Origin of the sequence: Bradyrhizobium zhengyangense, assembly GCF_022012555.1 — a bacterium.
Taxonomy (GTDB): Bacteria; Pseudomonadota; Alphaproteobacteria; order Rhizobiales; family Xanthobacteraceae; genus Bradyrhizobium; species Bradyrhizobium zhengyangense.
The window spans coordinates 492513-517515 of the sequence record NZ_JAKLTZ010000006.1; the positions used below are offsets into that span (position 1 = coordinate 492513).

General features: G+C 64.9%; 18 protein-coding genes. 11 read left to right on the forward strand and 7 right to left on the reverse strand.

Annotated features, from left to right (window positions below; genetic code table 11):
• Nucleotides 1-6: 6 nt before the first annotated feature.
• Nucleotides 7-681, reverse strand: coding sequence for a Crp/Fnr family transcriptional regulator (locus L6639_RS25180; RefSeq protein ID WP_237864322.1), 675 nt, complete (start codon nt 679-681; stop codon nt 7-9).
• Nucleotides 682-916: 235 nt separating this feature from the next.
• Here L6639_RS25180 and L6639_RS25185 point away from each other — a divergent pair, with 235 nt between their 5' ends.
• From L6639_RS25185 to L6639_RS25195, 3 genes are all read left to right on the forward strand, one after another.
• Nucleotides 917-2974: an AsmA family protein gene (locus L6639_RS25185; RefSeq protein ID WP_237864323.1), complete on the forward strand. Its 2058-nt coding sequence runs from the start codon at nt 917-919 to the stop codon at nt 2972-2974.
• A 257-nt stretch (nt 2975-3231) separates the two neighbouring features.
• The gene (locus L6639_RS25190) at nt 3232-5679 is read left to right on the forward strand and encodes an adenylate/guanylate cyclase domain-containing protein (RefSeq protein WP_237864324.1); all 2448 of its coding nucleotides are present in this window, start codon (nt 3232-3234) and stop codon (nt 5677-5679) included.
• 304 nt (nt 5680-5983) lie between these two features.
• Nucleotides 5984-6850: a hypothetical protein gene (locus L6639_RS25195; RefSeq protein ID WP_237864325.1), complete on the forward strand. Its 867-nt coding sequence runs from the start codon at nt 5984-5986 to the stop codon at nt 6848-6850.
• A gap of 149 nt (nt 6851-6999) precedes the next feature.
• Here L6639_RS25195 and L6639_RS25200 read toward each other — a convergent pair whose 3' ends face one another.
• Both L6639_RS25200 and L6639_RS25205 read right to left on the reverse strand, forming a co-directional pair.
• The gene (locus tag L6639_RS25200) at nt 7000-8268 is read right to left on the reverse strand and encodes a Spy/CpxP family protein refolding chaperone (protein ID WP_377802861.1); all 1269 of its coding nucleotides are present in this window, start codon (nt 8266-8268) and stop codon (nt 7000-7002) included.
• 279 nt (nt 8269-8547) lie between these two features.
• Complete coding sequence (locus L6639_RS25205; protein ID WP_237864327.1) at nt 8548-9672, reverse strand: LysM peptidoglycan-binding domain-containing protein; 1125 nt, start codon at nt 9670-9672, stop codon at nt 8548-8550.
• Between the two features lie 178 nt (nt 9673-9850).
• Between L6639_RS25205 and L6639_RS25210 the strand changes: the two genes are divergently transcribed.
• The 4 genes from L6639_RS25210 (at nt 9851) to L6639_RS25225 (ending at nt 15483) form a co-directional block, all read left to right on the forward strand.
• Nucleotides 9851-10552 carry a hypothetical protein gene (locus L6639_RS25210; RefSeq protein WP_237864328.1) on the forward strand — a complete coding sequence of 234 codons (702 nt, stop codon included), beginning with the start codon at nt 9851-9853 and terminating at the stop codon, nt 10550-10552.
• Nucleotides 10553-10699: 147 nt separating this feature from the next.
• Nucleotides 10700-13363, forward strand: a complete 2664-nt coding sequence (locus tag L6639_RS25215) for a bifunctional diguanylate cyclase/phosphodiesterase (protein WP_237864329.1) — start codon at nt 10700-10702, stop codon at nt 13361-13363.
• A 52-nt stretch (nt 13364-13415) separates the two neighbouring features.
• Entirely contained in the window at nt 13416-13676 is a 261-nt protein-coding gene (locus L6639_RS25220; RefSeq protein WP_237864330.1) for a hypothetical protein, read from the forward strand.
• A 109-nt stretch (nt 13677-13785) separates the two neighbouring features.
• Nucleotides 13786-15483, forward strand: coding sequence for a GMC family oxidoreductase (locus tag L6639_RS25225; protein WP_237864331.1), 1698 nt, complete (start codon nt 13786-13788; stop codon nt 15481-15483).
• Between the two features lie 11 nt (nt 15484-15494).
• Here the strand turns inward: L6639_RS25225 and L6639_RS25230 are convergent, their stop codons facing one another.
• The 3 genes from L6639_RS25230 to L6639_RS25240 all read right to left on the reverse strand — a co-directional run bounded on the left by L6639_RS25230 (nt 15495) and on the right by L6639_RS25240 (nt 19099).
• Nucleotides 15495-16271 carry a L,D-transpeptidase gene (locus L6639_RS25230; RefSeq protein ID WP_237864332.1) on the reverse strand — a complete coding sequence of 259 codons (777 nt, stop codon included), beginning with the start codon at nt 16269-16271 and terminating at the stop codon, nt 15495-15497.
• A gap of 140 nt (nt 16272-16411) precedes the next feature.
• Nucleotides 16412-18511, reverse strand: coding sequence for a methyl-accepting chemotaxis protein (locus L6639_RS25235; protein ID WP_237864333.1), 2100 nt, complete (start codon nt 18509-18511; stop codon nt 16412-16414).
• A gap of 405 nt (nt 18512-18916) precedes the next feature.
• Complete coding sequence (locus L6639_RS25240; protein WP_237864334.1) at nt 18917-19099, reverse strand: hypothetical protein; 183 nt, start codon at nt 19097-19099, stop codon at nt 18917-18919.
• Between the two features lie 143 nt (nt 19100-19242).
• Between L6639_RS25240 and L6639_RS25245 the strand changes: the two genes are divergently transcribed.
• From L6639_RS25245 to L6639_RS25255, 3 genes are all read left to right on the forward strand, one after another.
• Nucleotides 19243-19380 carry a hypothetical protein gene (locus L6639_RS25245; protein WP_237864335.1) on the forward strand — a complete coding sequence of 46 codons (138 nt, stop codon included), beginning with the start codon at nt 19243-19245 and terminating at the stop codon, nt 19378-19380.
• 124 nt (nt 19381-19504) lie between these two features.
• On the forward strand, nt 19505-20647 hold the full coding sequence (locus tag L6639_RS25250; RefSeq protein ID WP_338076554.1) for a lactonase family protein: 1143 nt from the start codon (nt 19505-19507) through the stop codon (nt 20645-20647).
• Nucleotides 20648-20844: 197 nt separating this feature from the next.
• Nucleotides 20845-21735: an efflux RND transporter periplasmic adaptor subunit gene (locus L6639_RS25255; protein WP_237864337.1), complete on the forward strand. Its 891-nt coding sequence runs from the start codon at nt 20845-20847 to the stop codon at nt 21733-21735.
• Between the two features lie 203 nt (nt 21736-21938).
• Here L6639_RS25255 and L6639_RS25260 read toward each other — a convergent pair whose 3' ends face one another.
• Nucleotides 21939-22784, reverse strand: coding sequence for a caspase family protein (locus tag L6639_RS25260; RefSeq protein ID WP_237864338.1), 846 nt, complete (start codon nt 22782-22784; stop codon nt 21939-21941).
• Nucleotides 22785-23206: 422 nt separating this feature from the next.
• Between L6639_RS25260 and L6639_RS25265 the strand changes: the two genes are divergently transcribed.
• Nucleotides 23207-24934 carry a hypothetical protein gene (locus L6639_RS25265; RefSeq protein WP_237864339.1) on the forward strand — a complete coding sequence of 576 codons (1728 nt, stop codon included), beginning with the start codon at nt 23207-23209 and terminating at the stop codon, nt 24932-24934.
• Nucleotides 24935-25003: the final 69 nt, after the last annotated feature.

Consider the following 25003-nt stretch of genomic DNA (forward strand, 5'->3'; position numbering starts at 1 on the left):
CTGCCCCTACTCGTTCCGCGCGATCGCCGTCAGCTTGGTCATGTTCCTGAGCAGGATCCGCCCGCGCTGGAGATCCAGGATCGCTTCCTTGCGCCAGGCCTGAAGCTGGCGGTTGACGCTCTCGCGGGCGGCGCCGACGAAGACGCCGAGTTGCTCCTGCGAGATGTGCACCTCGGAGCCGAAATCGGCGGCAAGCGCGCAGAGCCGCCGCGCCAGCCGCACCGGCAACGGCTGCAGCATCGACTCTTCCATGCGCTCGCTCTGCCAGCGGATGCGCTGGCACAATAGCGCGATGATCTTGATCGCGACCTTCGGCTCGCGCTCGAGGAAGGCGAGGAAGTCTTCGCGCCGCAGCACGAACAATTCGCTCACCTCGCCCGCGGTCGCATCCGCTGTGCGGCTCTGGCCGTCGAGCACCGCGACTTCGCCGAACAAATCGCCCGGACCCATGAAATTCAGCGTCAGCCGACTGCCGTCGGAGGCGCCTGTCTCGATGCGGACCTGGCCGCGGCGCACCCCGAACAGGGCGTCGCCCGGGTCACCCTTCTGGAACAGCACCTCACCATTCGCCAGATGCTGGGTGTGGCAGAGGTTGGACAAACGCTGGAGTTCGTCCACGCCGAGATCGGCGAACATGGCATTCATTTTCAGAATGACCGCAAATTCGGCCTGCTTGCTCATTTCAACGTCCTTGTGAATTTACTCGTCAATTGCCAGGGCAAATCGCTTGGAAGCATGAACGTCAGAATCGCGTAAAACCGCGCCGGAGAAGTGTGTCATAAGTCACATAACTTTGCAGCACCTCCCGATTATTTTTAGTCGCTTGGAGCGGCTTCCCGTCCCGGGATAAACTCAGGCGCAAAGGACGGGTCATCCGCCGGTTGCGACGCCGCCCGTCCGTGGTTGGAAAGTCGACATGAGAGCAGTGAAATTCGCCGGCGCGGCGGTGGCCGCGATCATCATCGTGATCGTCCTCCTGCTGGTGATCGGGGTTCCCTCGGGCTTTTTGACTGCGACGATCGCCTCGCGGGTCGAGCAGGCGACCGGATATCGGCTGTCGATCGACGGAACCACGAAGATCAGCCTGTGGCCGACGCTGAACGTCACGCTGAACGACCTCACGCTTGCCGATCCCAAAGACCGCAGCGGCATTGCACGCGTGACGATCGACACCGTGCAGGCCGACATGTCGCTCGCAAGCGTGTGGTCGGGTCATCCCGAGATCAGCGAGATCATCGTCAGCCATCCTGTGCTGTACCAGCCGCTGCTGCGTGAGCGCCTGCCCAATACGGATGCATCGCCAAAGCCGCTCGCGCTCGACACGGACGGCGCAACCATCAACCGCGTAAAGATCGTCAATGGCGAAGTCGCATTCTCGCGCGCACGCGATCGCGTCGAAGGCCGCATCAGCGCGATCAACGCGGACATCGTCGCCGGTCAGGACCGCAAGGTCAATATCGCAGGTACCGCGCGCGTTGGCGAACACCCGACCAAGTTCGACATCAAGGCGACCACCCCGGCGCCCCCGATCGAGCGGCAGACCGTCCCGGTGGATTTCGCCGTCGACATGCCCGATGTGCTGAAGTCGCAGCTGGCCGGTCACGCCGAGCTGCGGCTGAGCGGCGCAGTCGTGATGATCAACAGCGTCAACGGCACGCTCGGCGATGGCGCCTTCAACGGTTGGGCTTCGGTCGACACCGCGAGCAAACCGCTGGTGAAGCTCGATCTCGATTTCCAGCGCCTCGCAATCCCGCTGGCGAAATCGCCTGATGGCGCGGCCGGGCAGCCCTGGAGCGATGCGCCGATCGACGTATCCGGGCTCAACTATGTCGACGCGCAGGTCAGGATCTCGGCCAACGAAGCCGTCATCGGTGATGCCCGTCTTGCGCCGCTGGCGCTCGATGCAAAGCTCGCTGGCGGCATCCTGAAGGCTGGCACCGCCAATCTCGGCGCCTATGGTGGCCAGGTGTCGGGCGAGGTGATCCTCGATGCCACTAGCGGCGCGCCGAGCTTTGCCATGCATTCCGACTTGGTCGGCGTGCGCGCGCTGCCGCTGCTCCAGGGCCTCGCCGAATTCGACCGGATCGACGGCAAGCTGCAGGCCAAGCTCGCGCTGCGCAGCGCAGGCACCAGCCAGCGCGCGCTGATGGCGAACATGCAAGGCACCGCCTTCGTCAATTTCCAGGACGGCGCCATCCGCGGCATCAATGTCGCGCAGATGATCCGCTCTCTGACCTCGGGCACGCTGACGGGCTGGCAGGACAACCAGAGCTCCGGCCAGGAGCAGAGCACGGATCTGTCGCAGCTCTCCGCCTCCTTCCGCATCGACAAGGGCCAGGCGGTGACGACCGATCTCAACCTGATCGGCCCGCTGGTGCGCGTCACCGGCGCCGGCACCATCGCGCTCGACACCAAGATGATGGGCTTTCGCGTCGAGCCGAAGCTGGTGATGACGACGGAAGGCCAGGGCCGCACCTCCGAACCTGTCGGCTTCGGCATTCCCGTGATGATCACGGGCGCCTGGTCGCAGCCGAAGATCTATCCTGACATGGCCGGCGTGCTCGACAATCCTGAAGCCGCCTATGCCAAGCTGCGTGAGATGGGCAAGGGCCTGTTCGGCCCCGACGGCGCCGGGCTCGGCAACATCCTGAACAGCTTTGGTCTCGGCGGCGCCGTGCCGGGCGCCGGCGGCAGCGCGGCCAGCAATGCCAATCCGCAAGTCCAGCAGCCGGGGCAAGGGCAGGGTCAGAACAATCTGCTCGGCGGCCAGCTGGGCGAGGCGATCGGCAATCTGATCCAGCAGGGACTCTCGAGTGGCGCCGGAAGCGGCACCGGCCGAAGCCGCAGCCTGCCGGGCAGCCCGACCACACCGGCGCCGCAGGCTTCGCCCGCCCCTCCGACCCAGGATCCGCCTCCGGCGCAGCAGGACAGCCAGCCGATGAACGACGTGATGCGGCAGCTGTTCAATCGGTGATTGGCGGACCAAGGCGTCGAACTCCGCGCGCAGCCATACACCGCCGCCCCGTCCGCTTCTTCATCCGAACGGAGGAGGGAGCCTGCCGGCTGCGACAATTCACCGCCCGGCCGGCCGTTCCAGGCATTCCCCGACGAGTAACCACACCAGCCCGTTCCTCGCCCCCTACCCGTCCAAACACCCAAATTGTGGTAGAAGGGCCATGGGGGCCGTAGGGCCCTTAGCGCCGGCGTCGGTCGCGGCGCGAGAGGATCGGGATGGCGGGAGCGAAAGACAAGACCTGGGTTCTGCGCGAGGGCCTGTTCGCCAAATATGTCGTCTCCCTCGTCGGCCTCGTCGTGTTCGTGCTCGCGGTCAACGGCGCGATGGAGACCTGGATCTCCTATCGCGCCACCAGGACACAGCTGACAGACGGGCTCGAAGACAAGGCGCAGGCCACCGCCCGGCGCATGGAGCAGTCGATCTCCGAGCTCGAGCGCCAGATCAGCTGGGTCACGGCGGCCAGCCAGGACACGCTCGAAAAGCGCCGCACAGGCTATGCCCAGCTGCTGCATCAGGTCGCGGTCGTCACCCAGCTCTACCAGCTCAACGGCGAGGGCCGCGAGGTGCTGCGCGTCTCGCGGCAGTCGACCACGACCGGCGGCAATGCCGACCTCTCCCGCGACATGCGTTTCACCGACACGGTGGCGCGCGGGGTGAGCTACTCGCCGGCTAGTTTCGTCGATGAGAGGCCGGTGATGTCGATCTCGGTGGCCCATTCCGGCTTCAATGCCGGTGTCACCGTGGCCGAGGTCGATCTCAGCTTCCTCTCCGACTACCTGTCGGACAACCAGGTCGGCAAGGCCGCCTTCGCCTATGTTGTCGATCCGCACGGCCGCGTGCTGGCGACATCGTCGAAGGGGCCCGATGTCGGCACGGACGTGTCGAAGCTGCCGCAGGTCGCAGCAGCCATCGCGCCCGGCCGCGAGCCCGACACGTCGGGCACCGACTTCAACGGCCATTCTGTGCTGACAGCCGCGAGCACGGTGCCCAAGCTCGGCTGGACGGTTTTGTTCGAGCAACCGACCACGCAGGCCTTGATGCCGATCCGCGACCAGCTCGTGCGCATCGCGCTTTTGATCGGCATGGGGCTGCTGGTCGCGATCCTCGCCGGCACGCTGCTGGCGCGTCGCATGATCATCCCGATCACCGCGCTGCGCGACGGCGCGCACAAGCTCGGCGAGGGCGACTTCAGCCACCGCATCGACGTGCATACGTCGGACGAGCTGGAAGATCTCGCCGGCCAGTTCAACCGCATGGCCGGCCAGCTCCAGGAGACCTATACGGATCTCGAGACCAAGGTCGAGGCGCGCACCCGCGACCTCGCGCAGTCGATCAACGAGCTGAAGGTGCTGGAAGAGGTCGGCCGCGCGGTCTCGTCCTCGCTCGACCTCAACGCCGTGCTGCCGACGATCGCCGCCCGGGCGCTGGAGATCAGCCATGCCGATGCGGTGCTGATCTACGGCTATGAGGCCGAGCTGCGCCGCTTCAACCTGGTCGAGGCTGACGGCATCGACAAATCGGCCGGGGGCGACCATGTCAGCATCGACGAAGGCGCGAACAATTTGAGCGATGCCGCCAAAAGCGGTGAGCCGATCGCGATCGCCGATCTCGACGATGCCGCCGAGCAGCCGCTGCGCGACGTCGCGGTCGCCGCCGGCTTCCATTCGGTGCTGGTGGTGCCGCTGGTCGATCAGCAGGGCACGCTCGGCGCGCTGGTGGTGCTGCGCCGCTCAAGCGGCGAATTCGAAGGCAGCCTCATCGGCCTGATGCGCACCTTCGCCAACCAGGCCGTGCTGGCGATGCGCAATGCGCGCCTGTTCACCGAGGTCGACCACAAGAGCCACGCGCTGGAGACGGCAAACGAGACCGTGCGCGCCCAGGCCGACCAGCTGCGCGAGCAGACCGAGCAGCTGAAGAACTGGAACAAGTCGCTCGAAGAACGTGTCGCGACCCAGCTCGGCGAGATCGAGCGCATCCGCAAGCTCGAGCGCTTCCTGGCGCCGCAGGTGGCGCAGCTGATCGCGTCCTCCGACAGCCCGGAGGGATTGCTCACCAGTCAGCGCCGCGAAGTCACGGTGGTGTTCTGCGATTTGCGCGGCTTCACCGCCTTCACGGAAGCGACCGAGCCGGAAGAGGCGATGAACGTGCTGCGCGAATATCACGCCGCGCTCGGCAAGCTGATCTTCAAGTACGAAGGCACGCTGGACAAATATGCCGGCGACGGCGTGATGATCCTGTTCAACGCGCCGATCCAGTTCGAGGACCACACCGCGCGCGCCGTGAAGATGGCGGTGGAGATGCGCGACACCATCGGTCCCTTGACCGAGCGCTGGCGCAACCGCGGGCACAGCCTCGGCTTCGGCATCGGCATCGCGCTCGGCTATGCCACGCTCGGCCAGGTCGGCTTCGAGCAGCGGCTGGAATATGCCGCGATCGGCAGCGTCACCAACCTCGCCTCCCGCCTCTGCGCCGAAGCCAAACCCAACCAGATCGTGGTCAGCCGCCGCGTCTACGGCATGGTCGAGCAATGGGTCGAGGCGCGCGCCCTCGACGATCTCCAGCTCAAGGGGTTCAATCATCCCGTGCTGGCGATGGAGATCTTGTCGTGGCGTGATGAGGTCGACAACGTCGTCGACGCGACAGCGGCACGTCGGCGAGGGTAATCATCGCCACGGAAGTCGAAAACAACCCCATGCACAGTAGGTAGGGCTCGGGCGATACAGCGAATTTTCGATGCGACTACGGATTTCGCGAATTTCCCTTTGACGCGTCGGGCAAAACACTGGCATAATGGCATCATCGGGCGTTTGCGCCTGATCTCCCCACGCGCTGATGTGTGTCCGTCGGGTCAACCGATCCCGCGATGACCATGCTGTTGCGATCTGCCTCTCTCACGAACCACATCGCGGCTCACCGCGACTAACCCAGGCTTCAACGACGAGGCGGAGTTCGGATGGGAGACGGCTTGTGGTGTTTGCCTTGCCTTCGCGCGCCTATGATCTGCAGATGCAGGACCGTTCCGCCGATCGCGCACGCGACCATGGCTGGGTCTTCGGCCTGCCGCCGGGCATTGAGAGCGAGCAATGGCCACTCGATCCCGTCACCGGCTATCCGCTGATGCACGGCTTTACGCTTCTGCTGCCGGACGATTATCGCGTGCATGGCGAGGACATCGTCGCGGTGTCGTTCTTCGCGACAGCGCCCGACCACAATGACGGCGGCGCGCCTGACGATCCTGAAATCCGCGAGGCGGTGGCGGCACGCGCCTCACATCCGCGCCTGTCGCGCATGACCGACATTCTCGATTACGAATATGCCGCGATCCTTCTGACCAAAGCCGAATATGACGGCGCATTCGCAACCCCGCCGGCGCCGCTCGCACTTGCGACCGCGGAGCGGCCGCGCTGGCTCGATGTCGGCGCTGCCTGCGCCTTCCACGAATCCGCAGCCCCTTACGCGAAGAAGCTGCTGCCGACGACGCCGCGCGCCGATCTCGCCGAGAACCGCGCCATCGCGCTGACGGCCCGCGCTGAGGATCCCAACGCCGGCAAGGGCCCGCAGGATACGCATGTGAAGCGAGGGCCGCCGACCGGATATCAGCCCTATTATTACTATGTCGACGGCGTCGCGAGCCGCGACAATTTCCGCCTGCACGATTGGGGCAAGGATCACGCGCCGAACCATCTCGGCGGCACCATGCGGCCCTGCCAGGCCGTGCCCGAGATGAGCCCGTTCTACATCGAGTTCGAGGAATATTTCGGCGGCTACAATTTTGGTGGCGGCAATGCGCAGCTCGATTTCAGGGATATGAAGTTCGACTGGGCGTGTGGGTGAGGTTGGCAACAACCGAGCCGGATCTTCCACTGTCATGCCCCGCGAAGGCGGGGCATCCAGTACGCCGCGGCCTTTCGATTCCATCACTGCCGTCTCGGAGTACTGGATCGCCCGCCTTCGCGGGCGATGACAGCGGAGCGTGCGGGTGATCACATCCCCCGCTTCGGCCCCATCGCCTCGAAGGCTGCCTTCTGCTCGTCACTGAGATCCGCTTCGAAATCGTCGAGCGCATCGCTGACGCCGCCCACCGCCTGCTGCATCGTCTGCAGCCGCAGCTTCACGGCGGCGAGGCGAGCTTGCGGTGTCGCTTCCGCCTTCATCGGGCAAGAGCTTAGCGTTTCCAGCGTGCGCAGCGTGGTGTCCTGGAGCACGTCGAGCCGGGCGCTGCCGGTGTCGTCGAGCTTCAGCGTGGACACGATGTCGGCGGCGGGCCATTGCTGCTGCACGAGCTGTTCGTACTGGTGCTGGGCCTGCACATCATAGCGGGGATCGTAGTTCGGATCGCAGGCTTTGGATGCCTGCGGCGCCTGGGCCGCCTGTGCATCCTTGTGCTGGGCGGCTGCAAGCGCGGCGCGGCGTTCGTTCGCGAGGGATTCGAGCTTTGCTTTCTGGCCGTCATCGAGGAGGCCAACGAATTTATCCAGCGGCGCTGCCAGCGCATCCGTGGCCTTGATCATCGCATCCAGCCGCGCCTGCATCACACCGAGGCGTTCCGCGGCGGTCATCGGCGCCTGCGCCGGGCACGAGGTGCGGATGGTGTCGCGCGCTGCGGTCCAGGCAGCGGCGAGTTCATCGAGCGCGGTGCGCTGCATCTCGTTCGGCTGCACGGCGCTCGCGATGCGATCGACAGGCAAGCCACCGGTGTCGCTGCTGTCGCAGACGGCCTCGACGGTCGGGACTCGTCGCGCGCGGCGGCCTTGCGGCGCGGTGTAGGCCGCGAGCTCGGGCGCTGCATAGGGCGCGAAGATCGCGGCATAGATATCGCCATAGCCATAGAGCGAGAGACTGGTCGTGTCGCCGAAGACGATTGCGGTGGTGAGATTGTCATGCGCGAACGGCCAGAACACCGGACCGATCCAGCCATAGCTGCCATCAGGATGACGCCACCAGCCTTGCGGGCGGCGGCCGCCGTGCCAGCCCGATAGCGCAGCCTGCGCCGTGAGCGCGGCGCGCAAGACGTAAGGGTTGGCGGGCCGGCCGCGTTCACCGCCCCTCGGATCCTGAGCGCTCATGGCAGCGGACCGATAGCGGCTACCGCGCACCGCCATGCGCGAATGGCGCAGCCGCGACAGGCCGATGACATGGCCGACGGCAAAGCGGGCAACGCCGAGCGGGCCGCCGCGCAATCCGAATTGCGCATTGGCTGTATCAGGCAGCAGCACTGTCACAATCGCAAGGACCGCGCCGACCAGCGCCAGTCGCAAGTGTGATCTCGACCTGACCACTGAGCTGACCACTGCGTTGTCCTCTCAAACACGCATCTCGTCTCAGGGAGAAGACGCGCCGGGGAACCAAATGTTCCGGGGCGAGACGGGCCAAAGCGTCGCGGATCGAGGGGCGGCAGTGGCGGCGAGCCCAATCGCTCGTCATTCCGGGGCGCGCCCCTCGGCGCGAACCCGGAATCCATCGAGCGACGGTGACGGTAGGACAATGGATTCCGGGTTCGTCGCTTCGCGACGCCCCGGAATGACGACGCCTCACTGCGCCTTTTGCGGCACCAATACGGTCTGGCCGGGATAGATCAGATTCGGATTGCGGATCTTTTCGCGGTTGGCATTGAAGATCACCGCGTAGCGGGCGCCGTCGCCATAGGCCAGACGGCTCAGGGCCCAGAGGCTGTCACCCTTGGAAATCACCCGGCTGCCGCTGGCCTCCGCCGGTGCCGTGTTGAGCACCTCTGCGGGCGAGGCCGCCGCGACAATCGCAGATGTCGCAGGCACCCTCGCCATGGACTTGGGTCTGGACGGACCCATCATCCGCGGCCGAGCCGCGGACCGTTCCGGCGTCGAGGCCAGACGCGGCGCCGGAAGCGATGCGACAACCTCCGGCTTGTCATCAGGTTTTGCTTCTTGCGGCTTTGCCTCGGGCTTCGCGGCCACAGCGACACGCGCAGGCGGCGGTGCGGCTTCAGCAATCGTCACCGGCATGGTGCGGCTGGATTGCGTGACGCTGCCGTCGGGTGCCTTGGCGCGCAGCGCCAGCTCATAGTTGCCGGCGGGAAGCTTTGGCGGCGTCATCACGAACTGGCCCGACGCATCGGCCACCACGCTGTCGAGCGGTTGGCCGTCGCGCAGCAGCTCGACCTTGGCGCCCGGTGCAGCCTGGCCCGCGATCACCGCGGCCTCGCCATGATCGTCGACACGGGCGACATCGAAGCGGGGGCCGGTGTCTGCAACAGGCGGCTGCGGCTTGGCCGGAGCGACATCCGCCAGCGCGGCGATCTGCTTCTGGGTCTCGGCCAGCGCGCCCGCCTTCGGCGCCTCGGTCGTCGCCGGCGAGGCGGACGGCGCGGGGGCGACCGTGGCGAGCTTCGGCACTTCGGCCTTCGGTTGTGGTTTGGGTTCGATCTTGGATTCGGTCTTGGGTTCGGTCTTGGCCTCAACCTTTGGTTCGACCTTGGCCTCGGCCTTGGGTTCGACCTTGGGCCGGATTTTCACCTCGGGCTTGCTCTCGGGCTTGCTCTCGGGCTTTGCGACCGCGGCCATTTCGGTCTTCGTCCCACCCGGCAGCATGTGGCGCAGCTCGGTCGGGCCGATCACCAGCACGGTGCCGCCCACGGCAAGCAGACAGAACGCAATGAAGGCCTTGGATGCGGTGATCATCAGTCCTCAAACCTTGATCAAAAATCTCTGGGTCGCAAATCAGCCCCGGCAAATTGCGCCGTTTTGGCTGCGGCAGCAAGACGTTCGAAGGGATGAACCGCGCCGGCCCTGTCCGCGTCAAACCAGCGAGGCCGCATCAAGCCCATTTTTTAACGGCCATTTTCCTGGGAATTTCACCATGACCGCATTTTGCCGCGCCGCGCCATGGCTGGCGCTTGCCCTTACACTCGCCGCAGCTCCCGCGGCTGCCGCCTCCGGCCCGCCGCCGGGGTTCGTTCTCACCGACGATGCCGACCTCGCCTTCACCTCGCCCGACGGCGCCACCAAGCTCGAGCAGTACACCAAGGACCCCGGCACTTTTGACGTCAAACGGCAGGTCTGGGCCCGTCGCGGCGATCAGATGACCGAGCTGAAGCCGGAGCAGGGCTATGGCGCCGGCTTCCGCTTCACCGCAGATTCGCAATGGCTGGTGCGGATGCAGAAGACCGGTTCAGGCGAGCAGGACCTGTTTCTCTATCATGCCGAGAACGGCACCTTTGTCAGTGCGACCAGGACAAAATCGCTCAGCGATCTCGCCTGGGCCTATTTCTACGGCCGGCCGGAGACGAAGACGTTTGCCAAGCTCGACTTCCACATCTCGGCCAATCTGTTGAAGGGGACCGAAGAGGCCTATCACTGGCTCGGCGTGGATTGGCCCAACAACCGCTATCTCGTGATCAGCCTCGCCGGCCAATACGACAAGCATCCGAAAAACACCGTCATGAAGGGACTGGGCGGCTGGCAATGCCGCTATGACCTGAAGACCGGCAAATTCGACGTGCCGCCGATGTTCGCCAAGGAGAATGCGGAAGCGCTGAAATGGGAAGTGAAGCGGGAGTGATAAGCAGCTCCAGAACCGCCCCGCGTTTTGGAGTTCCCAATAGCCGTGCCAACCCCCTGATTTTGTTCCAGTTCACACTTCGCTAACCCACAATGGTAACGGGGTCTTGGCGTTTTTGGCGCATTCTGCATCCCAGGGGAGGGCAGGATGGGCGCATCAATCCGATGGACCGCGCGATTGCGCGTGCTGCTTCGCCAGTGGCGCGGCGCGCCGCTGACGTGGTTGATCGTCGGCGGCTTCGTGCTCATGGCCGCGACCGCCATCGGCACCGGGCTCACCGTCGACCGCTTCCGGCAGAACGCCATCGAGAGTGGTCGCGACAGCCTTGAAAGCTCCGTCCGCCTGCTGGCCCGTCATTTCGATCGCGAGTTCGCGGATTTCGCGGTCCTCCAGAAGAGCATCATCGCGGAACTCGAAAGCCACGGCATCGCTTCCCCCGAACTGTTCCGCAGCGAGATGGCGACGCTCGCCATGCATGAGGTGCTGCGCGCCAAGGCGAGCGGCTGGTCCGACATTGCCGGCGCCAATGTGTTCGATGCCGAAGGGCGGCTGATCAACTCGTCGAAACGCTGGCCCGTCGCCGATATTTCGGTGTCCGATCGCAACTATTTTATCAGGCTCAAGAACGATGCGATCGCCCAGGAAGAGGTCGAGGTCGTGCCCGGCCGGTTGGGCAAGGGTCCGGCGATCGTGCTGGCGCGACGCGTGTCAGGTCCGCACGGTGAATTCCTCGGCATCGTCACGCGCGCGATCGCGCCGGAGCAGATCGAATCCTTCTTCGCCTCAACCGGGCTCGGCGAGGATTCCTCGGTCGCGATGTACCACCAGAGCGGCCAGCTCTTCGCGCGCATTCCGCATGTCGACGCGATGATCGGGCAAAATTATCGCATCGGCTCGGCGGAGCAGAAGGCCGTGTTCGATCGCACCTCCGTCTCGACGAAGCTCACCAGCCCGATCGACGGCAAGGACCGCATTGTGGCCTCCCGCCTGCTGACCGGCGAGCCGCTCGTGATCATCGCCACCAGGTCGCTGGATGCAGCGCTCGCCACCTGGCGCACACAAACTAAGTTCTTCGTCACCGTCGCCGTGCTGTCGATCGGCTTGCTCGTGCTCACCCTGTTCCTGATCTTCCGCCAGGTGACCAACCGAGTCTCGCTGGAGAAGCAGCGGCTCGACACCGCCATGAACACGATGACGCAGGGCCTCTTGATGTTCGACCAGGACGAGCGGCTCATCGTCTGCAACCGCCGCTACATCGACATGTACGGGCTCTCGACCGCGGTGGTGAAGCCCGGCGTCAATTTCCGCGACGTGATCCAGCATCGCGCCGACACCGGCTCGTTCGACGGGGACGTCGACGCCTATTGCGACAGGATCCTGAGCCAGGTCGGACTGACGCAGAGCCGCATCGTCGAGACCTCCGATGGCCGCCTGATCGAAATCAAGAACCAGCCCAGCGCGGCCGGCGGCTGGCTCGCCACCCATGACGACGTCACCGAGCGCATCCGCGCCGACGAGCGCATCGCGCATATGGCGCATTACGATGCGCTGACCGACCTTCCCAACCGCGTGCTAATGCGCGGTCATCTCGAGCGCCGCGTGGCGGAGCTTGCCCAAGGCAAGCCGTTTGCAATCCTCTATATCGACGTCGACGAGTTCAAGGGCGTCAACGATTCACTGGGCCACGAGGTCGGCGACGAATTGCTGCGTCAGGTCGCGAACCGCCTGCGCGCCTGCGTCAGCGGCAACGATCTGGTGGCACGTCTCGGCGGCGACGAATTTGCTATCATCAAGGCCGGGACCTGCGACCAGGCGGAGCTGGCGATGCTGGCCGAACAGATCCTGGCATCGCTGCGCATGCCGGTCGATTGCAAGGGCCAGGAGATAGCGTCCGACGCCAGCATCGGCATCGCGATCGCGCCCGACCACGGCGACGTCATCGACGACCTGCTCAAGCGCGCAGATCTCGCAATGTATGCGGCGAAGTCAGAGGGACGCGGCACCTTCCGCATCTTCGTGGGCGAATACGACGCCAAGGCGCGGCAGCGCCGCCAGCTCGAGCTCGATTTGCGCCAGGCGCTGGCCCGCCGCGAGTTCGAGGTGCATTACCAGCCGCTGGTCGATCTCTCCGCCAATGTCGTCACCGGCTGCGAGGCGCTGCTCCGCTGGCGCCATCCGGAGCGCGGCATGGTCTCGCCTGCGGACTTCATCCCGGTCGCCGAGGACACCGGCATGATCGGCGAGATCGGCGAATGGGTCTTGAGGCAAGCCTGTCTTGAGGCGGCAAGCTGGCCCGGCGACATCCACATCGCGGTCAACGTCTCGCCGGTGCAGTTCCGCTCCAAGACGCTGGCGCTGAAGGTTGCGGCTGCGCTCGCCGAGTCGGGCCTGGCGCCGGGACGGCTCGAGCTCGAGATCACCGAGACCGTGCTGATCCGCGACGACGAGGAGGCGCTGACCATCCTGCAGCAGCTGCGCGAGCTCGGCGTGCGCATCGCGCTCGACGATTTCGGCACCGGCTATTCGTCGCTGAGCTATCTGCACCGCTTCCCCTTCGACAAGATCAAGATCGACCGCAGCTTCATCAGCGATATCGGCGAACCTGAGGATTCCTCGCCGATCGTGCAGGCCGTGGTGCACATGGCCGCCGCCCGCCACATGGCAACGACCGCCGAAGGCGTCGAGACCGAAGCCCAGCGCGAGGTGCTGCGCCAGCTCGGCTGCAGCCAGATGCAGGGCTGGCTGTTCAGCCCCGCCGTGCCGGCGGCAAAACTGAAGCAGCTGTTGTCGAAGCAGGCGGCTGCGGCCTGAGAGTTTTTCCTCCGCGCCTTGCATTTGCACGGAGGTCCCATATCTCATCGGCATGATGAAGCTCACACGCATTCAGGACCACGCCATTCAGGCGCTCATGGCCGGTATCGTCGGCGCCGAGACGTTCGATCACGTCTTCGCGGGTATTCGCTTCGATGAAATCGAGGGCACGATGCTCTACGCCTTCGCCAGGAACGAGGACGTCGCCTCCGACATCGAGGACAGCTATTCGCCGCTCATCGCCGCCGTCGCCTCGCGGGTGCTGAACAAGCAGGTCGATGTCGTCGTCGTGATGCCCAAGGTCCTGCAGTAAGGTTTTGCAATAGCGTCTTGACGCAACCCACCGCCTGCGTGGGCGGGGCGTGACCTCGCGATATTTCCGCGTTACCCTCTTGGGGCAAGAACAAGAGGAAACGCCAATCGTGTACGACTACATTATCGTGGGCGGCGGCTCGGCAGGGTCCGTGCTGGCCCACCGGCTCTCCGCCAGGAGCGCCAACAAGGTCCTGCTGTGCGAAGCCGGGCAGGACACACCACCCGGCAACGAGCCCGCCGAAATCAGGGACAGCTATCCGGGCACGGCCTATTTCGATCCGCGCTTTCACTGGACCGAGCTCAAGGTCACGACCGAGGTCGTCAGCCACAACAATCCGAACGAAGCGCGTCCGCCTTTGCGCAAATACGAGCAGGCGCGCGTGCTTGGCGGCGGCTCGTCCATCAACGGCCAGATGGCCAATCGCGGCGCGCCGACCGATTATGACGAGTGGCAGGCGCGTGGCGCGGAAGGGTGGGCGTGGGACGACGTGCTGCCCTTCTTCAAGAAGGTGGAGCGCGATCTCGATTTCGACGGACCCTATCACGGCAAGGACGGAAGGATTCCGGTGCGCCGCATTCCACGCGAGCACTGGACGAAGCATTCGCAGGCGTTCGCCGACGCCTTCGATCAAGCCGGCCATCCCTACGTGGCCGACCAGAACGGCGAGTTCGTCGACGGCTATTTTGCGGTGACGCATTCCAACCAGGCCGAGCAGCGCGTCTCGGCCGCGATGGGCTATCTCGATCGCGACACCCGCAAGCGCACCAATCTCACGATCTCCACCAACACGCAGGTGAGAGAGCTGATCTTCGAAGGCACGCAATGCGTCGGCGTGAAAGCAGTGATCGACGGACGCGAGCAGGAATTCCGGGGACGCGAGATCATCCTCTCTTCCGGCGCGATCCATTCGCCGGCGCATCTCTTGCGCGCCGGCATCGGTCCGGTCGGCCACCTCAAGGACATGGGCATTCCGGTGCTGATGGGGCTCGCCGGCGTCGGCCAGCGCCTGATGGACCATCCCTCGATCTCTCTGTCGTCCTTTGTCCGCCGCGGCGCGCGCATGAACGAGCATACAAGGCGGCATATGCAGCTTGGCCTGCGTTACTCGTCAGGACTTGAAGGCGTGCCGAAGGGCGACATGTTCGTCGTCGTGCTCTCCAAATCGGCCTGGCACGCGGTCGGCGCGCAGATCGGCTCGCTGCTCACCTTCGTCAACAAGACCTATTCCGAGACGGGGCAGGTGAAGCTCGCCTCGCGCGAGCCCACGGCTGAGCCGATCGTCGAGTTCAATCTCTTGTCCGACCGGCGTGACCTCGACCGCCTGATGAGCGGCTTCCGCAAGATGGCCGCCATTCAGATGAGCGATATCGTAAAGAAGGTGACGGACAAGCCGTTCCCGGCCGCCTATACCGACAAGGTGCGCAAGATCGGCGTGGTCAACACCCAGAACAAGATCCTGACCAGGATCGCCGCGACCATGATGGATGGGCCGGCGGCGCTGCGCCACTATCTGATCGACAATTTCGTGGTCGAGGGCTTTACCTTCGATGACGTGATCAACAATGACGAGGCGCTGGAAGCTTTCGTGCGCAAGGCCACCATCGGCGTGTGGCACGCCTCCTGCTCATGCCGGATGGGCCGGGCCGACGATCCGATGGCCGTCGTCGACACGCAAGGCCGGGTCAAGGGCATTCAGGGCCTGCGCGTCGTCGACGCCTCGATCTTCCCGGTGGTGCCGTGCGCCAACACCAATTTCCCGGTGCTGATGTCGGCGGAGAAGATCGCGGCTGCGATGATGCAGTGACGTGCCGCGTACTACTGGACCTCGGCGATCTTCGGTCCGGATGATTGCATCTGGGCAGCGGTTGCCGGAAGCACGATCACTTTCGCTCCGACTTTCACCCGCTCGTAGAGGTCCACGACGTCATCATTGGTCAACCGGATACAGCCGGACGAGACCCGCTTGCCGATCGTATCGGGCTTGTTGGTGCCGTGGATCCTGAATTCGGTCTCGCCGAGATACATCGCCCGAGCGCCAAGCGGGTTGCCGGGACCGCCTGCCATGAACCGCGGCAGATAAGGCTGGCGCACAAGCATCTCCGTAGGTGGACGCCAATCCGGCCATTCCGTCTTGCGGGCCACCGTCTGTTCGCCGGACCATGTGAAGCCTTCACGGCCAACACCGATGCCGTAGCGCAGCGCCTGCGTGTCGTTCAGGACGAAATAGAGGAATGTGTTCTTGGTATCGACGATCACAGTGCCCGGCGTCTGGTGGCTGGCGTAGTCAACCACCTGCCGAACAAAGGCTCCGGGACCCTCAGCGGCTTTTGGTGGCTCGACCAGTGGCGCCGGGGCTGGAGCTGGAATCGGCGCCGGAGCTGGCACCGAGACATGAGCTGGTGTTGCCACGTAAACCGGAGACGACGACGCCTGGGCCTGGTGCGGCGACGGCTTCTGTTGCGATTGCACACCCGCCGGGCGAGACAGCAAACTGTAGCCCACGATGGCGACGGCTACGGCGCCAATTGCAACTCTCGCGGCCTTTGGTAGTGCGAGCGTCTCCGCTTTTCCACGTTTGGCCCGCTTACCCATTACTTTCCCCGGATCAGTTGTCAGGGAGAGGTACCCAGCAAAATTTAAGAAACTTCAAAGCGATTTGGCCTCAGCGCGGGAACCGTTAACGGTGGTTAACCGCGGCTGAGCTTGGGCACGGCGAGCGTGGACGAAGCGTCCTACGCCGCCCGGAGATCGCCGACAAAGCGGTCGACGTCGCGCTTGAGATCATCAGACAGGCGCGCCAGCATCTTGGCGGAATCGAGCACTTCGCCGGCGGCGGCGCCGGTCTGCCCGGCCGCCTGCGAGACGCCCGAGATATGCCGCGAGACGTCGTTGGTGCCTTGCGAGGCCTGCTGCACGTTGCGCGCGATCTCGCGCGTCGCGGCGCCCTGCTCCTCGACAGCCGCCGCGATCGCGGCTGCGATCTCGTTGACGCGCTGGATGGTGGTGCCGATCGACTGGATCGCCGTCACCGACAATTTGGTGGCGCCCTGGATCGCGGCGACCTGGCCGGTGATTTCCTCCGTCGCCTTCGCGGTCTGCGTGGCGAGGTTCTTCACTTCCGATGCGACCACCGCAAAGCCGCGACCGGCTTCGCCGGCGCGCGCGGCCTCGATGGTGGCGTTGAGCGCCAGCAAATTGGTCTGCTCGGCAATGCCCGTGATCAGCGCGACGACATCGCCGATGCGTTGGGCGGCATCGGCCAGCGCCTGCACCTCGGTGTTGGTGCGATCGGCTTCGCTGGCAGCGGCGCCGGCTATGCTGGAGGATTCCGCGACCTGGCGGCTGATCTCGCTGATCGAAGCCGACAGCTCTTCCGTCGCCGCAGCCACCGTCTGCACGTTGGAGGAGGCATCGCCCGACAGGGTCGCGACCGAGGCCGCCTGGGACGAGCCCTGCTCGGCGGTCGAGGACATCGACTGCGCCGTGGCATTCAGCTCGCCCGAGGCCGAGGCCAGTGTGTGCAGCGATTCCGTGACAGTCTTTTCGAACTGCTCGATCAGCCCGTCGATGGTAAACTGGCGACGCTCCTTCTTGGCCTGCTCGGCGGCCTTTTCCTCGCCGAGGCGGTCGCCCGCGATCATGTTCTCCTTGAACACCGACACGGCGCGCGACATTTCGCCGATCTCATCGCCGCGCTCGATGCCTGCGAGCTCGATCGCATAGTCGCGCTCGGCGAGCTTGCGCATCGCCTGCGTCAGCTTCCGGATCGGCGTGCTGACGCGGCTTTGAACCAGGATGAAGCCGAACACCGTGATGGCGAGCGCGACCAGCATCATCGCGCCGTTGAAGACGAGGCTCCATATCGCAGCCGTCTTCTGCTGTCCGGCACGGGCGACCATTTCGGCCAGCGCCGCCTGACCGGCCTCGACATAGAAATTGAGAATGGCGGTGTTGAGCTTGGCAAGCTCGACGCCCTTGATGTCGATGGTCTGGTTGTTGCTCAGCGCCTTGATGAGGCCCTGCTGGCGCTCGACCATGGCAACCGCATCGCCCGCCTTCGATCGCGCGATCACGTCAGTGAGGCTTGCGGGGGCGTCAGTGCGGCTGGCGGTATCCCGCACCTGGCTCCAGGCCTGCTTGGCGCGGCCGGCATCCTCAGCCGCCCCGACGATGTCGGCGGCGGTCCAGGGCTTTGCAGCGGCACCCGCTGCCTCGAGACGGATCGCGATGAGGCCGCCGAAATTGCGCGCGGCCCAGGCCGACTGCTTGACGCCGAGGAGATGATCGACCACGGGGTCGGTGAGCTTGAGCGCATTCTCCAGCTCAATGGTGAGCGCGAGGATGGCGTCGAGATAGTCCTGCGCCGTCTTCCTGAATTCGTCGGCTGCCTTGGTGTCGCGCGCAGCTTTGGGCTGGTGGATCAGAGATTCGGCCTTGGTTCGCAGCGGCATCAGCGCATCATGGAGCGCAACGAACTTGCCCATGACCCCGGCAAGGCGGGAATCGGCCACGCCGTTGAGCCGTTCGAGCACGCTCTTGTAGGCCGTTTCAGACGATTGCCGGTTGGATGCGATCCGGTCATCGGCAGCGGCATTGGCCGGCTCTTCCGCGACCAGCGCCGACAGGAAAGTGCCGCGCTCGATCCGGAAACCGAGCAGGGCCGTGAAGAGCTGCTGGTCAGTGCCGGCATAGCGCTCGACCTTCTGCGCCGCGCCGTTGCGCTCAACCGCACCGAGCAGCCCGGTTGCGAGCTGCCCGACCAGGAACAGGCCGAGGACGCCGATGATGGCGCCGAGAACAGAACGAATGGAAGGATTGCCGAACAATGCCATAGGGAGCGCCGGGTCTCTGAATCGGAAAAAGATGCAGAAAAGTACCGCGCTGCCCCTAAGATTTGGTTCACCAAGGGCGTCCACGCGCGAGGCGAGTCGAATGGCACCCGCGCAGATGGATGTTTCAGACCGTCGTCAGGCTATTGCGCCTGGACTGTCACTGTCGTCCGGCGCGGATCTCGGCGAACTCGGCGTCCGGGTGGGTCACGATCGTGGTGAACATGATGCCGCTGATGATCAGCGACCAGGCGGTGTCCCAATAGATCCAAAACACTTCCAGCCTCCGTTTTGCCAGCCTCCGTTATGTCCTCGGCTTGCGGGACCGGGGTAACGGCGCGAAGGGACTGCCGTTCCCTGACGATTCGCGTGGCCGGGGCCTGCGACTTAAGCAATAGCAGGCAAAGCTTAGCGCTTTCGTGTGTTGGTCGGCGAGACCTTGCGGCCGGTTTGATCGGTGTGGCGCTTTGCCACGACATCTTCATCGTGCCCGCCTTCGCGCGGACGCGACGGCGGCTTGGGCTGGCCAGCTTGGCCGCCGTGCTTGCCGCCCATGTCGGGCTTGCCTTCGAGGTCGTTTTCGCGGGGCATGCCGGATCAATGCACACCGCCGGCAATGGTTCGTAATTTTGCTCGCGCGCCATGTGGCTGTGAACGAGTTCACAGCCGGGTCGCTTTTTGCGGTGCACGATGGCCAGCGTGCACCGATCCTTCGACCCGACGGATTTGGCCTGATGCGGAAGCAACTCGTCGCCTGGACCATCCTGACCTCCGCCATTGTGGCGATCGCCGTGTGGAGCGTGCTCGGGCCGCCCGACCATGTGGCCGGCCCGCATCTGCCCTCGCGCGACCTGACGGCGTCGGTGCGCTAGCGGCGGGAAGAGGAAACGATACAATTTAGGCATCGATCAATCCCATCTGGATTTTGGTGCCGGGCAATACGAGCCGCTATCCTCTGCCGCAAAACAACAACGCCACACCGGCAGGAGGACGCCCTTGATCAAACCAACACGCCAAATCACATCGAAATCGCCGCGCGCTGCGATCGCCACCACTCTTGTCACCTCTCTTGCCCTCGTCTTGGGAGCCCGTGCCGGCATGGCCGAAACTTTCGCCTATGTCGGCAATGCCGACAGCAACGACATCAGCGTGTTCAAGATCGCCGAGAACGGCGAGATGACGCCGGTGCAGACCGCCGCCTTCGCGGGCGTCGAAAAGCCCGGCGCCTCGACGCCGCTCGCGATCACGCCCGACCATCGCGTGCTGATCGCGGGCGTCCGTTCGCAGCCGTTCCAGGCCGTGAGCTTTGCGATCGACCAGAAGACGGGCCAGCTCAGCCATATCGGCAACGGGCCGCTTGCCGACAGCATGGCCAACATCGCCATCGACCGCGGCGGCAAGGTGTTGTTCAGCGCTTCCTATGGTGGCAACAAGGTCGCGCTGAATCCGCTTGCCGCGAACGGCGTCGTCGGCGAGCCGAAGCAGGTGATCCCGACCGGACTGAACGCGCATGCCTTCCTGCCCTCGCCCGACAACCGTTTTGTGTTCGCGACCAATCTCGGTTCGGACCAGGTTCTGCGCTTTGCGTTCGATGCCAGCGCCGGCACGCTGACGCCGAGCGATCAGCCTGCTGTCAAAACGCCGGAGAAATCCGGGCCGCGGCACTTCGTGTTCCACCCTGATGGTAGGTTCGTCTATCTCATCCACGAGCTGAACGGCGACGTCGCGGCGTACGGCTATGAAGCCAAGAGCGGGGCCTGGAGCGAGATCCAGCGCACGACCACGCTGCCGGAAGGTTTCACCGGAAAGGACTCTGGTCAAAAGCCCTGGGCCGCCGACATTCACATCACCCCTGATGGCCGCTTCCTCTACGCCTCCGAGCGCACCACCAACACGCTCACCGCCTACAAGGTGGATGGAACGAGCGGGAAGCTGACCACGGTCGGCAGCGTGCCGACCGAGAAGCAGCCGCGCGGCTTCAACATCGATCCGACCGGCCGCTACCTCGCCGCGGTCGGCGAGCTCTCGGACGGCATGACGGTCTACGCCATCGATCAGGCCAGCGGCGCGCTCAGCAAGCTGAAGTCCTACACCACCGGCAAGAAGCCGAACTGGGTGGAGTTTTTGGCGTTGAAGTGAGCGGGCTTTCTGGCCCTCCCCTGGAGGGCAGGGGAATCGCGAACCTCTTCGCTCGTGCAGCGACTAATTCAACAGGCGGCATCGCGCCGCCTGCGCTGCGGCATTTCTCATCCAGTCAGCCCATGGCCCGCCGCCATCGCTTCTGCTATCGATGAAGGCCTCATCGCCTAGAGCCTTGCGGCCAACCGGAATGACCGATGCGTTCATTGCCTGCGCGTTCCCTGTCCCAGACTTTCATTGCCCTTGCCGGACTGGCGCTGCTCTCCGCCCAGCCCGTGCGCGCGGCTGATGACGACGCGCCCAAGGGGCCGGCGGTCACCGTGTTGAAGGCGGCCAAATCCTGTTTCTCCGACATCGTCGAGGCCACCGGCTCGATCATCGCGCGCGAGGAGACCTCGGTTCGGCCCGAGCGTCCGGGGCTGAAGGTGACGGAGGTGCTGGCCGAGGCCGGCGATACCACGACGGCCGGCCAGGTGCTGGCGCGGCTGGCGCTCCCCGAAGGCGGCACGCTTCAGATCACCGCGCCCGTGGCAGGCATCATTGCCACCTCGACCGCGCAGATCGGCAACCTCGCCTCGGCCAAGGGCGAGGCGCTGTTCACGATCGTGGCGCGCAGCGAATATGATCTCGTCGCCCTGGTCGCGACCAACGACGTGCGCAAGCTCGCGGTCAGCCAGCCTGTCACCGTGCGCATTGCCGGTGCCGGCGATATCGACGGCAAGGTGCGCCGCATCGGGCCGACCGTCGAGCCGAACATCCAGCAGGGCATGGTCTATATCGGCATCTCCTCCCCGCAGAAGCGGCTGCTGCTGAATGCGAGCGGACGCGCGCTGATCAAGACCGGGCAGAGCTGCAATGTCGCGGTGCCGCTGACAGCGGTGCAATACTCGTCCGCCGGCACCGTGGTGCAGGTGATCCGCCGCAACCGCGTCGAGACCAAGCGCGTCGAGATCGGTCTGATGTCGGGTGGCAATATCGAAGTCCGCGATGGATTGAACGAAGGCGACATCGTCGTCGCCCGCGCCGGCGCGCTTCTGCGCGAAGGCGATCCCGTGCGGCCGGTGATGGCCGCGGAAGCTGCGAAGTAGCTCGCGCGTCATCCATCATTGCGAGCGCAGCGAAGCAATGATGATGAAGAGGCAGACGTCCCCAGGCACGCTGCCGTAGGGTGGGCAAAGCGAAGCGTGCCCACGTCTTTCTCGCGAATATCGGAAGGGTGGTGGGCACGGCGCTTTGCGCCTTTGCCCACCCTACGAGAGCTTACTACGTAGCTACGTTCGTCGCTAAATAACTAGCCGCCGGCCTGGTCGAAATGCACGTCCTCGAGCAGCGAGGACGACACGGTCGGGACCTGATCGCCTTCGGAGGCGCGGGCGATGGCGACGCGGGTCTTGTTGAAGACGCCTTCGGCGGTGCCCTGCGCATTGAGGTTGTTGAGCAGCTCGGTGACCAGCGTCGAGTGCTCGCCCTTGCCATCGTCGACGACCTTGCCGGGCGAAGCGGACGACAGGATCAGCGCGTTGTCGGGCGTGCCGATCGGCGCGAGACCATGCGAATAGGACCGGAAGCGGCGCTCGTAAGGATTGCGGCGCGAGGCATCGACCACGACGAGCTTGGCCTTGGCGCCCTGCTCCTTCATCATCTCGAGCACGCCCTCGATCGAGACGCCCTGGCGGCGGACGTCGCTTTCCTTCCAGATCACGGCATCGACGGGCAGCATGTAGCTCTCGCGGCCAGCCTGCACGCCATAGCCGCCGAAGAACAGCATGACGGTGGTGTCGCGCTTGATCCGGGACTTCAGGCGGTTGACGGCGCGGATCATGTCGTCCTTGCTGGCGTCTTCCACCATGTCGACGTCAAAACCGTTCTTGCGCAAGCTGGAGGACAGCGCGCGCGCGTCGTTGATCGACTGCGTCAGCGGCGCGCTGGCGTCGGGATAATGACCATTGCCGATGACGAGCGCGAGACGCGAGGTCTGGCCGACCGAGCCCGTGACCTCGGTCGAAACGGCCTTGGCGGCGTCGAGCGCACGCATGTTGAGGGCAGCATGGGCGCCGATCGCCAGCGACACGGTGCCGATGAGGGCCGCGGCGAGCGCAATCGAACGTCGGGAAATGTCGAGCTGCCTTACATTCATCTCGGTTCGTTCCTGTCAGTACCAAAGACCTGCCAAGCGCGCGCACACTGGTTGAGTAGCGCGATGGCGTCTTTAGGTTTGAGGGATCGGCCGGGGGAGTGCCCCCGAATTGCGCGCAATTTGCGGCGCCGCACCAAACAAACCTTTAACGGCATATAGTGTGCCCTGCAATAGATTGCCCAAAATTTGAGCTAAGCTACTGAAATGGAAAGTAAATTTCTTGCTCTCGACTCCTTCGTTTTTGGTATCCCCGTAGCCTTCCGGGCTCCGATCATGCAGCCCGCGTGCCGACTTTTTCCGTGACTCCCATCACATTTGTATTTCCTGCGAATCCGGGTAGCTTTTTCAAACACTTGCAGGGGTGGTGCGCAGATGGGAGCGCACCGGCCGTCCCCGACCAAGGCCCCGCGACCAGGTATTTCATGAGCTTTCATTATTTTGCTGGCGCCGCCTGCCGGGCGTTGACCGCGCGGAAGGACGGCCCTTCGCTTTACGACGTCTGCGATCCCGTATTGTCAGGCCAGACCAGCGGCGATCCGCATCTGGCGAAATTCTACAAGACCGCGCTCGGCAATCCCGCGCTGCGCCTGCTGCTGCGCCGTGGCGGCCTGCCCGAACTGCGCGACGAGGCGAAGCTCGCCCGGCTGCGCGAGGCTTTGGTCCGCGCCCGCGACGATGCCGAGCCCGACTGGGCCGCAGTTGGCCAGCCCGTGGCCGAGCTCGTCGACACCATCGCGCTCGACCATCCCAAGCCGCCGCCGGCGATGTTCATCGGCTCGGCTCCCCCGGAGGCGCAGATCGACGGCGTCATCCGCGACTGCGCGCAGCATCTGCTCGGCTCCTACCGCAAGAACGGTTTCCTGCCGACCTATGCCGCATTCAACCTGATCGGCGATCCCGATTTCAAAGGGCGCGAGCTGATCATGGCGCTCGCGGGCCTGAACGCGCGTGGCTACAAGAACTCATCGCTGCTGTTCAACCTCGCCCGCGTCTTCATCGCGCGCTCGCCTGCGCGCGCCGTGGTCAATCCGCCCTGGGCCGGCATCGCCGAGCCGATGTGGGAGCCGGTGCAGATCCGCCACCGCTCGGCCTATTACGACGCGTTCTTCATCGAGGCGCTGCTCAGTTATGTCGAGACCGGGCTGGCTTCGCCAACAGACAAGACAGCCGCCGAGCGCGCCATCGCCGACATGGTCGATTTCTGCGTCAATATCAGCCGCGAGGAAGTACAGGGCGCAGATGGCGCGCGCTTCAACGTCATCACGGCGCTCGCGCCGGCGCCGCATCCGCGCTTCTCCCGCTATTTCGCCCAGATCAAGCAGGACCTCGGCTTCGGCGTCTACGTGCCGGACTGCGACACCACCGCCTGCTCGATCTCGGCCGCAACGCAGGCCGGCTGTCTTGACGAGATCATCGACCAGCCACTGCTCGACTTCTACGCGGGCTATCAGGTGCAGGCCGGCGTCAACGAGCCGCGCGTGACGGTTCCGCTCAACGATCATCTCGACTACGAAGGCGGCGTCGCGACCTGGATCGACAACCTCAAAGGCGAGCGGCCCTATGGCAACGATCTCGACCCGACGCTCAATCTCGACATTCTCGAGGTGAGCTTTCGCAATCTGGCACGCTGGAAGATTCTGGAGACGCCGACGCGGCTCGCCACCGTGCACCGGATCATCGGTTTCCAGAAGCGGCTGGCGGCCAGCGGGGCCTTCACCAATCCGCGCTCGCATATCTATTATCTGCCGGAGCTCTACAGCGCCTATTTCGGCCGCTGCTATGCGGCCTTCCTGGCGCTGCCGCTGGCAGCCCAGGCCGCAATCGACCCCGCCGGCGATTTCGACTTCATCCGCCATCGCGTGCTCTCCTACGTCAAGGGCGAGCTGATGGCCGCGGAGATGAACGTATTCGACGCGGCGCTGGCGCTGATTGCGCTCGGCCATCTCGGCGCCGATCCGCGCGCCTTCGCGCCGGCGCTGACCGTGATCGTCAACGCCATCGGCGAGGGCGGCCGCCGCGGCCCGTTCCGCGCCTATGAATGGAACAAGATGAAGACCCCGACGCGGATTCTGGTCGGGGGACCCGAGGTGACGTCGGCCTTCGTGCTGATGGGGCTTGCGGTGGCGAAGCGGGCGATGGCGCGGGGGTGAGGCACGGCTCTCGTGCCCCGAGCGCAGGTCTCGTAGGATGGGCAAAGGCGCGCACTTCGCGCCGTGCCC

Coding starts and splice junctions, on each gene's coding strand:
- L6639_RS25180 (WP_237864322.1), bottom strand. CDS start 681: ATGAGCAAGCAGGCCGAATTTGCGGTCATTCTGAAAATGAATGCCATG.
- L6639_RS25185 (WP_237864323.1), top strand. CDS start 917: ATGAGAGCAGTGAAATTCGCCGGCGCGGCGGTGGCCGCGATCATCATC.
- L6639_RS25190 (WP_237864324.1), top strand. CDS start 3,232: ATGGCGGGAGCGAAAGACAAGACCTGGGTTCTGCGCGAGGGCCTGTTC.
- L6639_RS25205 (WP_237864327.1), bottom strand. CDS start 9,672: ATGATCACCGCATCCAAGGCCTTCATTGCGTTCTGTCTGCTTGCCGTG.
- L6639_RS25210 (WP_237864328.1), top strand. CDS start 9,851: ATGACCGCATTTTGCCGCGCCGCGCCATGGCTGGCGCTTGCCCTTACA.
- L6639_RS25215 (WP_237864329.1), top strand. CDS start 10,700: ATGGGCGCATCAATCCGATGGACCGCGCGATTGCGCGTGCTGCTTCGC.
- L6639_RS25220 (WP_237864330.1), top strand. CDS start 13,416: ATGATGAAGCTCACACGCATTCAGGACCACGCCATTCAGGCGCTCATG.
- L6639_RS25230 (WP_237864332.1), bottom strand. CDS start 16,271: ATGGGTAAGCGGGCCAAACGTGGAAAAGCGGAGACGCTCGCACTACCA.
- L6639_RS25235 (WP_237864333.1), bottom strand. CDS start 18,511: ATGGCATTGTTCGGCAATCCTTCCATTCGTTCTGTTCTCGGCGCCATC.
- L6639_RS25240 (WP_237864334.1), bottom strand. CDS start 19,099: ATGCCCCGCGAAAACGACCTCGAAGGCAAGCCCGACATGGGCGGCAAG.
- L6639_RS25245 (WP_237864335.1), top strand. CDS start 19,243: ATGCGGAAGCAACTCGTCGCCTGGACCATCCTGACCTCCGCCATTGTG.
- L6639_RS25255 (WP_237864337.1), top strand. CDS start 20,845: ATGCGTTCATTGCCTGCGCGTTCCCTGTCCCAGACTTTCATTGCCCTT.
- L6639_RS25260 (WP_237864338.1), bottom strand. CDS start 22,784: ATGAATGTAAGGCAGCTCGACATTTCCCGACGTTCGATTGCGCTCGCC.
- L6639_RS25265 (WP_237864339.1), top strand. CDS start 23,207: ATGAGCTTTCATTATTTTGCTGGCGCCGCCTGCCGGGCGTTGACCGCG.